This window comes from Indiicoccus explosivorum (assembly GCF_002167005.1).
Taxonomy (GTDB): Bacteria; Bacillota; Bacilli; order Bacillales_A; family Planococcaceae; genus Indiicoccus; species Indiicoccus explosivorum.
Map to the genome: position 1 here is coordinate 1 of NZ_NHTN01000013.1, position 8,900 is coordinate 8,900.

Consider the following 8,900-nt stretch of genomic DNA (forward strand, 5'->3'; position numbering starts at 1 on the left):
TTTATGCGCGTTCAGCGAGATTTATGCGCGTTCAGCGAGATTTATGCGCGTTCAGCGGGATTTATGCGCGTTCGGAGGGATTTATGCGCGTTCAGCGAAACACATAGCGAAACACAGCACCTTCCGACGACAAAAAGGCGGCCGCAGCCGCCTCAACACCTCTTTTATTCGCCTTCTTCCACCGGAAACCAGCCTTTTACGCTTAAAATACGGCTCCACAGGTTATCCGGCACGACGAGTTCTTCCTGATTGTCCGGACGCAGCGTCGTCCGGATGGTATCTTCCTCACCGACCTGCACTTTCTGCACCCATTTCGGCTCCATGATGAGTTCACGGCCGAGTGCCACAAGCGGCACACCAGTTTCGAGCGCTTTCACGGCGTCGTCCGGCGTATGGATGGAACCGACGCCGATGACCGGCAATTTATCCCCGACACGCTCTTGGATCAGCACGACGCGGGACCGTTCGTCTTCCTTGTCGCGGATCGAGCCGCCCCAGAAATCCTGGACCGACACGTGCAGGTAATCGAGTTTCTGCTTCGCCAGTGTGTCGACGAGCTGCAAAGTGTCTTCCATTGTAATACCCGGTTCTTCAATCTCTTCCGGCGACAGGCGGTAGCCGATGATGAACGGATCACGCGCATGCTCTTCCGCAGCTGCGTTCACCCGGTCAATGACCGCGAGCGGGAACGCCGCGCGCCGCGGAATTGTCGTGCCGCCCCATTTGTCCGTCCGGCAGTTGGAATGCGGCGAAAAGAACTGCTGGATCAGGTACGTGTTCGCCCCGTGGATCTCGACACCGTCAAAACCGGCTTCAATGGCACGGCGTGTCGCATCGCCGAATTCCTGGATGATCGTTTCGATCTCCTCTTCGGTCAGTTCGCGCGGTTCGACGAGACCCGGGCGGTTCGCCTTCACCGCGCTGGCGCTGACCGGCTGGCCGTCTGGCAGCAGTTCCGGCGGCGCCATGCGTCCGGCGTGGAAAATCTGCAGGATCGCTTTCGCCCCTTCGCCTTTAATCGTCGCCGCAAGCTTCCGCAGGCTCGGAATCATTTCGTCCGAATGCGCGGAGATTTCACCCGGGAATCCTTTTCCGCCCGGTGTGATGTAGGCGACTGCCGTGATGACCGTGCCGGTGCCCGCCGACCGCTCCCGGTAATATGCCAGCTCCTCTTCCGTCACGAAGCCTTCGTCGTCCGATGAGTAGTTCGTCATCGGCGCCATGATGATGCGGTTCTTCAGTTCCACGCCATTCGGCAGCGTATATGGTTCAAAAAGAGTTTTATACGTATCTTTCACTGTTTTCGTGTTCATGCACTGCGCCTCCTCGTCAAAAAATCTTCCAGCTATTTAAAGCATATTACAGATATTCCCGGTTACCGGTGTTTTATTCCTTGAAACCGTGATTCTTTATTAAAAATCACAATTCCTTAACAAACAAGAGGTCCGTCTGGCGTTCGTCCCCCATGTAAAAATCATGGCGGCCCCGTTCCTCAAAACCGAGCTTTTTGTAAAACTCGATCGCTTTTTCATTCTTTTCCCATACGCCGAGCCAGATGGCGCTTTTGTCGAGCTCGAACGCAATTTCGAATGCTTTATCCATCATTTTCTTCCCGAATCCTTTGCCCTGGAAGCTGTTCTTCACGTAAATCCGCTCGATCTCGAGCGAATTTTCCGCGAAATCCTCCGTCTGCGCTTCGTCGTCGTTCAGCTTCAGGTATCCGGCCATCTCCCCATCCGCTTTCAAAAAATAAAACAGGGAATTCGAGTTGACGATTTCATTCGTCAGCTGGTCCTTGCTGAACGCTTTTGACACATATGCTTCCAGGTTTTCGGGTTTATTCTGCGCACCGAACGTCTCGGTGAACGTCTCCTCCGCCACTTGCTGGAGTTCGTCCAGATCTTCCGGCGTCAGTTTCACAAATTCCGTCTGCATCCGATCCATCCCCTTCCGATTGATGTGAATGAAAGAAAAACCTGCTCCAACGGAACAGGCTGTCTTACCAGTTGTCGATGTCTTGCCGTTCGCCTTTGAAGTTGTTCTTCACGGCGTGCCGCTCGTGCAGCACTTCTTCGACCTCCCGCAGCGACACGCCCTGTTCGTGCAGCAGCACGGTCAGGTGGTACAGGAGGTCCGCGGTTTCATTGACCACTTCCGAACGGTCCCGGTTCTTGGCGGCGATCGCCACTTCGAAGCTCTCTTCGCCGAACTTTTTCACGATTTTATCCGTTCCGGATTTCAGCAGGTAATTCGTATACGATGAGCCGTCCGCTTCTCCCGCGCGGTCCGCCACCGTCTGTTCGAGTCCCTGGAGCGGTTCGGGAGCCGTTTCACCGAAACAGCTCTCCGTCCCCAAGTGGCACGTCGGCCCCGCCGGTTCCACCTGGAGCAGCAGCGTATCGCTGTCGCAGTCGAGCGCCATGCCCTTGACGCGCTGGACATTGCCGCTTGATTCGCCTTTTTTCCAAAGCCGGTCCTTACTGCGGGAATAAAACCAGGCGACGCCTTCTTCCTTCGTTTTTTCGAAGGCCTCTTCATTCATATACCCGAGCATCAGCACGGTACGCTTTTTCCAGTGCTGCAGCACGACCGGCAGCAGCCCTTTCGAGAAATCAGGTTTCACGCACAGCCACCCCGTTCCGTTTTGACAGTTCCTTCACTTCATGGATCGATACTTCTTTGTTATGGAAAATGGATGCCGCAAGCCCTGCCGATACGTCAGTCTCTGTGAACAGGTTGACGAAATGTTCGGCATTGCCGGCGCCGCCTGAGGCGATGACCGGTACAGATACCCGCTGTTTCACAGCGAGCAGCAGTTCATGGTCGAACCCCTGCTTCATGCCGTCCGTATCCATGCTCGTCAGCAGGATCTCACCGGCACCAAGCCGTTCCGCTTCCTGCACCCAGTCGAGTGCCCGCACGTCCGTCCGTTTCCGGCCGCCGTGCGTGTAGCAGAACCAGTCCCGTTCTTCTTCCTCCCACTTTGCGTCGACCGACAGCGCGATGCACTGGCTGCCGTAACGTTCCGCGGCTTCCCGGATGAGTTCCGGCCGCTTGAGGGCGGCCGAGTTGATGCTCACTTTATCCGCCCCGGCGTTCAGCAGTCGGCCGACATCTTCCGCCGTCCGGATGCCGCCGCCGATGCCGAGCGGGATGAACAGCACTTCCGCCGTCTTTTCGATCACTTCGAGCATCAGTTCGTGGCCGCGTTCCGTCGCCGACACATCGAGGAAAATGAGTTCGTCCGCGCCTTCATCGTTGTAGCGCTTCGCCAGCTCCACCGGATCACCGACATCGCGCAGTCCCTTGAACTGGATGCCTTTGACGACGCGGCCGTCCTTCACATCGAGGCACGGAATGATCCGTTTCTTGATCATCGCACGTCCCTCCAGAAATCCGGGGAATTCGCCGCTTTGCCGACGATCGCCGCCGCGACGCCTTCCGCTTCGAGCCGGCTGATGTCTTCGATGTGGCGGACACCGCCGGATGCGGTCACCGGCCACTTCGACGCTTTGGCCAGTCTGCCGTTCATCTCCACATTCGGCCCTTCCATGCGCCCGTCTTTCGAGATATCCGTGTAAATGACGCCGCCGATCTTTGAATCCGCGAGTTCTTCAAGCACATCGAACACCGTCTTCTCCGATTCTTCCTGCCAGCCGTTCAGCGCGACCCGCTCGCCTCGCGCATCCAGCCCGAGGTAAAGCTTTCCCGGATACCGCCTGGAAACATCCGTCAGCCATTCGGGGTCCGACAGCCCTTTCGTTCCGATGACGAGGTAGGATGCGCCAAGTGCAAAATACGATTCGATCGTCTCTTCCGAGCGGATGCCGCCGCCGATCTGCACCGGCTTGCCTGCCGCTTCGATCAGCTGGCCGAACAAGTCCTGCTCGACCGGTTCTTTCTTCAGCGCGCCGATCAGGTCGACGGTGTGGATGCGCCCCACCTGCTCGAAACCGCTGTAAAATGCCGCCGCTTCAAGCGGCGTGCGGCCCATCGCCGTGCTCGATCCGTAATCGCCTTCTGTCAGGCGCACATTCTGCGAATTGATAATATCGATTGCCGGCCAGATCTCGATCACCGGAATCCCCCTTTCATCGCCTGATCGAGAATCGCCAGCCCCGCATCCCCGCTCTTTTCGGGATGGAACTGGATGCCGATCAGGTTGCCCTTCTGGACGATGGCGACGACTTCCTCGCCGCCGTATTGCGCGGTCGCAACGGTGTATTCGTCCGGTACCGCTTTATAGGAATGAATAAAGTAAACATCTTCACGCAGCGTTTCGTTTTCACTGTTCAGCTGATTCCAGCCGAGGTGCGGAACGGGAAGCGACGTGCGGATCCGTTCGATCTTCCCCGGCAAAAACCCGAGTCCGTCCACGTTACCTTCTTCACTGCCTTCGTACAGCAGCTGCATGCCGAGACAAATGCCGACGAACGGTTTTTCATCCTTCAGTTCTGTCAGAATCGGAATGAGTCCGTCCGCCTCCAGCTTGCGCATCGCGTCACCGAAGTGCCCGACCCCCGGCAACACAAGACCGTCCGCCTGCCGCAACTCTTCCGGATCCTTGGTCAGTAGCACCTGGTAGCCCAAGTACTCGAGCGCCCGCCGGACATTCGCGATATTGCCGAGTCCGTAGTCGACGATCGCAATCATCAGAGGACCCCTTTCGTCGACGGCAGCCGGCCGTCTCCTGTCTCCATCGCTTCGCGCAGCGCACGGGCGAACGACTTGAAGAACGACTCGATCTCATGATGGGCGTTGCCGCCGCGGATCAGGTCCATGTGCACAGTCAGACCTGCATTGATTACGACCGCCCGGAAAAACTCTTCGGCAAGTTCCGTGTCGAATGTGCCCACTTTCTCCCTTGAAATGACTGCATCATAGACGAAAAACGGTCTTCCACTGATGTCGACGACCGTCCGCGTCAGCGTCTCGTCCATCGGCACATAGCTCACGCCGTAGCGGCGGATGCCTGCTTTATCGCCGATAAGTTCTTTCAGGAGCTGACCGAGCACGATGCCGGTGTCTTCCGTCGTGTGGTGGTCATCGATGTGCGTATCCCCTTCCACACGGCAGTCGATCTCCAGGCCGGAATGGAATGCGAACAGCGTCAGCATGTGATCGAGGAAACCGACGCCGGTATCGATGGAAGATTCTCCTGTCCCTTTCCCCACTGTCAGTTTGATCGATGTTTCTTTCGTCTCCCGTTCGCGCGATACTTTCATCATTCATTCCCCCGTTTTCCGAGCCGCACTTCAATGGAAGCGGCGTGCGCGTGAAGTTGTTCCGATTTCGCGATCGGCAGCGCCGCGCTGGCGAGCGCCGGGTACGACTCTTCCGTTACGCGGATGACCGCGTTCGTCTTCAGAAAATCATTGACGGACAGCCCCGACTGGAAGCGGGCGTTGCCGCTCGTCGGGAGCACATGGCTCGGCCCCGCCGAGTAGTCGCCGAGTGCTTCCGGCGAGAAGCCGCCGACGAACAGCGCCCCCGCATTGCGCACATCGCGCGCATACGTCTCCGCGTCCGCCGTCTGGACGGACAGGTGTTCCGGCGCGATTCTGTCAAGCACCTGGATGATTTCGTCCCGGTTTTCGCACAGCACTGCATAGTGATTCGTCCGGAGGCTTTCTTTAATGATATCGGCGCGCGGCGCTTCTTCCGCCAGTGCCGATGCCAGCCGGCTTACTTCCTCCAGCTTTTCCCGGTCTTCGGATACTAAAAACGTGCGGGCCATCTCATCATGCTCCGCCTGCGCGAGCAGGTCGTACGCTGCCCATTCGGCGTTCGCCGTGCTGTCGACGACGACCGCAAGCTCGCTCGGCCCTGCAATCGAATCGATGCCGACATCGCCATAGACGAGTTTTTTCGCCAGGGCGACAAACTGGTTGCCCGGCCCTACGATTTTATCGACGCGGCGGATCATGTCCGTTCCGTACGCGAGTGCCGCAATCGCCTGCGCGCCGCCGACTGTATACACATGATCGACTCCACACATGTAACAGGCGGCAAGCGTCGACGGGTTCACCGGCGGCGGCGTGACGACGGTGATTTCTTCCACGCCCGCCACGCGCGCCGGCACAGCGGTCATCAAAACGGTCGACGGGTAGCTCGCCTTGCCGCCCGGCACATAGATGCCTGTCCGTCGTATCGGGTGGAGGACCGGATGCAGCCCGTCCGCTTCCGGTTCCGGCCACTTGATTTTGCGCTGGTACGCCTCGATGTTCTTTTTCGCCTGTGTGAGCGCCGCCTTCAGGCCGGGTTCCAGCGCATCGAATGCGCTCTTCAGTTCACCGGCCGGCACTTCCCGCACTTCGGCGTCCGGCCCGTCGAACTGTTTCGTGAAGCGGTCGAGCGCGGCGTCGCCTTCTGTCTGCACCGATTTGATGATGCCGAGCACGTCGTTCACTTTCGTCCAGTCGAAACGGTTCCGGTCATTGAATTTTTCATTGAATTCTTTCGCTGTCAGCATTCAGTTCACCTGCAGTTCGTTAATGAATGAGCGGATATCCGCTGATTTCGTAAAAAAGGCATGTTTGTTGGCGATGAGCCGGGCGCTGATGTCATCGAGCCGGATCCGTTCGCTCAGCCCGTTCATCCGGAGCGTCTCCCCCGACTGGACGATATCGACGATCGCGTCGGCCAGTCCGATGACGGCCGCCAGCTCAACGGAGCCGTTCAGCTTGATGATCTTCACCGGCTGCCCTTCCCGGTCGAAGTAATCCTGTGTGACATTGACGTATTTGGTCGCGATCGTCCGGTACGCCGGCAGTTCCTCTTTCGATGCGATCGCGAAATGGCATTCGCCGAACGGCAGCTTCAGGAGTTCGTTCACGTCCGGAGCCTGTTCGGCCAGAATATCACTGCCGGTGATGCCGAGGTCCGCGGTCCCTTCTTCGACATACGTCGGCACGTCGTCCCCTTTGACGAGCAGGAAGCGGATGCCCCCGGTTTCGACCAGCAGTTCCCGCTGGGCATTGGCGAGTGACCCGTACCAGCCGGGGTGCCCATTTTTATTGAGATAATCAAGGAAGCTTTTCAAAAGCCGTCCTTTGGAAAGTGCGATTGTCAGCATTGCTCTCATCCTGTCTTAATAGAAGATTCCCATGCCGAACGCTTTCGACTGGGCGGTGTATTGGCCGCCGGATGCGAAAGGCGCTGTGCGGCCGGGTTCGTACAGTTGTATGAAGACGCCGTCATAGTACGACTGCGACGGCAGTGCGGTGATGTCCGGGTAGACGGCTTCGATGCCCGCCCGGCGGATCTCTTCTTCCCAGGCGGTCAGTTCCCCGAGGATCGGCTCGAGTTCCGGATACAGTTCCCGCAGCTTGTGGAGCTGGGACTCCGGCTGCAGTTCAAGGAGCTGCGGCAGCGGATGGTCGCCGAGCAGCTGCTGAAGCCTCGACGTGCTGCGCTGCGACAGCGCGCGGCGGATGTCCGGGTCCGTGTACTGCTCCGGCGTCAAGATGGATTTCAACAGTGCGTAGTGGCTGATGACCGCTGTCTGCACGCCGATCTGCAGGCGGTCCCGGATGAATTCGAGCAGGAGCGCAAGACCGTGCTGCTGGTCCGCCCGCACATCCGAGAACACTTCCATGCCGAACTGATGCGACCCTTCCCCGTTTTTGTAGACCGGGCCCGAATAAGCGACCTGCCGGGAGCGGACGTGGTATTTCTGGAGGTAGCGGACGATCGCATTCGTCCAGTCGTGTCGGAGGGTGTGCACCTTGCCGTTTTGCACCCACGTTTCGCGGCGCGGCATGAGGCTGAGGTCGTCCGGCGTCATCCCCGTCCAGTCGAACGTCTCCACGACCGGCAGATCGATGACGTCAAACTCATGCGTATGGAAAAACGTCAGGAACTCCACTTCCTGCTCCTTCTGACGGATCAGTGACGGATTGAAAATAAAAGCGGTCATAAACAGCACTTCCTTTTACTTTAGTTCTCTACCTTGTTAAAGTATTCATTAGCTGAAATCGTATCATAACTCTTTTTTCATTTCAATAACTGGCTCCACCGGCTTCTGTTGTTTATGATAGCCAAAGAGAAGACTGAACGACCAAGGAGGAATCCCTATGCTAACCGATGGCCACGTCCATTCCCCGTTCTGCCCGCACGGAACCGACTCGCCGATGGAAGACTATGTGAAAAAAGCGGTCAGCCTCGGGCTTGAAGCGATCACTTTCACGGAACACGCCCCGCTGCCGGCCGGCTTCACCGATCCGGTGCCGGAGAAGGACAGCGCGATGCGCGCCGAGGATGTGCCGGCCTATCTTGCCGAAGGCCGGCGCCTTGCTCAACAGTATAAAGGACAAATTGATGTGCGGACAGGATTTGAGGTCGACTACATCGAAGGCTTCGAAAAAGAGACGGAAGCGTTCCTGTCAGCGAATAAAGGAGCGGTACCGCATTCCGTTTTGAGCGTCCACTTCCTGAAGCTCGAAGACGGTTATTTCTGCCTCGACTACAGCGCGGACCTGTTCGAAGCGAAAGCGGAAGAATTCGGGGCGGAGGCGCTGTACCGGAGTTATGAGCGGACGCTGCGGCTGGCGGCTGGCCGGCCGTTCGGCAGCTTGACGCCGCCTGTGATCGGACATGTGAACCTGATCCATAAATTCCGCAAGCGAGTGCCGGCGGATGATCCGATCGACTGGGAAGCTGTGCTGCGGCTGGCAAAAACACACGGCCGCACGCTTGATTACAACTTCGCAGGACTGAATAAAGCGGATTATGGCGAGGCGTATCCGGATGCCGATATACTGAAAGCTGCCCGGCTTTATTCGATTCCGCTGCAGACGGGGTCGGATGCGCATCATCCGGATGACGTGGGGAGATACTTTGCGGGGGATGACGAACTCGGGAAACTCTAATGAAGTCTAACAAAAAGGACCGCCGCGGCG

11 protein-coding genes are annotated in these 8,900 nt (G+C 57.8%); 1 reads left to right on the top strand and 10 read right to left on the bottom strand.

Annotated features, from left to right (window positions below; genetic code table 11):
• Window positions 1-164: 164 nt before the first annotated feature.
• From CCE92_RS04095 to CCE92_RS04140, 10 genes are all read right to left on the bottom strand, one after another.
• A complete protein-coding gene (locus CCE92_RS04095) occupies window positions 165-1,298 on the bottom strand; it encodes an NADH-dependent flavin oxidoreductase (RefSeq protein WP_420913226.1) in 1,134 nt (377 codons plus the stop codon).
• 121 nt (window positions 1,299-1,419) lie between these two features.
• Entirely contained in the window at window positions 1,420-1,935 is a 516-nt protein-coding gene (locus CCE92_RS04100) for a GNAT family N-acetyltransferase (protein WP_088006253.1), read from the bottom strand.
• Window positions 1,936-1,999: 64 nt separating this feature from the next.
• Window positions 2,000-2,629 (bottom strand): bifunctional phosphoribosyl-AMP cyclohydrolase/phosphoribosyl-ATP diphosphatase HisIE, encoded by a 630-nt coding sequence (gene hisIE, locus CCE92_RS04105; protein ID WP_088006254.1) that lies wholly within the window; start codon window positions 2,627-2,629, stop codon window positions 2,000-2,002.
• Window positions 2,613-3,377 carry an imidazole glycerol phosphate synthase subunit HisF gene (gene hisF, locus CCE92_RS04110; RefSeq protein WP_088006255.1) on the bottom strand — a complete coding sequence of 255 codons (765 nt, stop codon included), beginning with the start codon at window positions 3,375-3,377 and terminating at the stop codon, window positions 2,613-2,615. Before hisF ends, hisIE begins: the two co-directional genes overlap by 17 nt.
• Window positions 3,374-4,078, bottom strand: coding sequence for a HisA/HisF-related TIM barrel protein (locus CCE92_RS04115; RefSeq protein ID WP_088006256.1), 705 nt, complete (start codon window positions 4,076-4,078; stop codon window positions 3,374-3,376). The genes hisF and CCE92_RS04115 overlap by 4 nt, the downstream gene beginning before the upstream one ends.
• Complete coding sequence (hisH, locus tag CCE92_RS04120) at window positions 4,075-4,653, bottom strand: imidazole glycerol phosphate synthase subunit HisH (RefSeq protein WP_088006257.1); 579 nt, start codon at window positions 4,651-4,653, stop codon at window positions 4,075-4,077. The genes CCE92_RS04115 and hisH overlap by 4 nt, the downstream gene beginning before the upstream one ends.
• The gene (gene hisB, locus CCE92_RS04125) at window positions 4,653-5,225 is read right to left on the bottom strand and encodes an imidazoleglycerol-phosphate dehydratase HisB (RefSeq protein ID WP_088006258.1); all 573 of its coding nucleotides are present in this window, start codon (window positions 5,223-5,225) and stop codon (window positions 4,653-4,655) included. The genes hisH and hisB overlap by 1 nt, the downstream gene beginning before the upstream one ends.
• Window positions 5,225-6,472 carry a histidinol dehydrogenase gene (hisD, locus tag CCE92_RS04130; protein ID WP_088006259.1) on the bottom strand — a complete coding sequence of 416 codons (1,248 nt, stop codon included), beginning with the start codon at window positions 6,470-6,472 and terminating at the stop codon, window positions 5,225-5,227. The genes hisB and hisD overlap by 1 nt, the downstream gene beginning before the upstream one ends.
• Window positions 6,473-7,075 carry an ATP phosphoribosyltransferase gene (hisG, locus tag CCE92_RS04135; protein ID WP_088006260.1) on the bottom strand — a complete coding sequence of 201 codons (603 nt, stop codon included), beginning with the start codon at window positions 7,073-7,075 and terminating at the stop codon, window positions 6,473-6,475.
• A 15-nt stretch (window positions 7,076-7,090) separates the two neighbouring features.
• On the bottom strand, window positions 7,091-7,918 hold the full coding sequence (locus CCE92_RS04140) for an ATP phosphoribosyltransferase regulatory subunit (RefSeq protein ID WP_088006261.1): 828 nt from the start codon (window positions 7,916-7,918) through the stop codon (window positions 7,091-7,093).
• 157 nt (window positions 7,919-8,075) lie between these two features.
• Between CCE92_RS04140 and hisJ the strand changes: the two genes are divergently transcribed.
• A complete protein-coding gene (hisJ, locus tag CCE92_RS04145; RefSeq protein ID WP_088006262.1) occupies window positions 8,076-8,870 on the top strand; it encodes a histidinol-phosphatase HisJ in 795 nt (264 codons plus the stop codon).
• Window positions 8,871-8,900 lie beyond the last annotated feature (30 nt).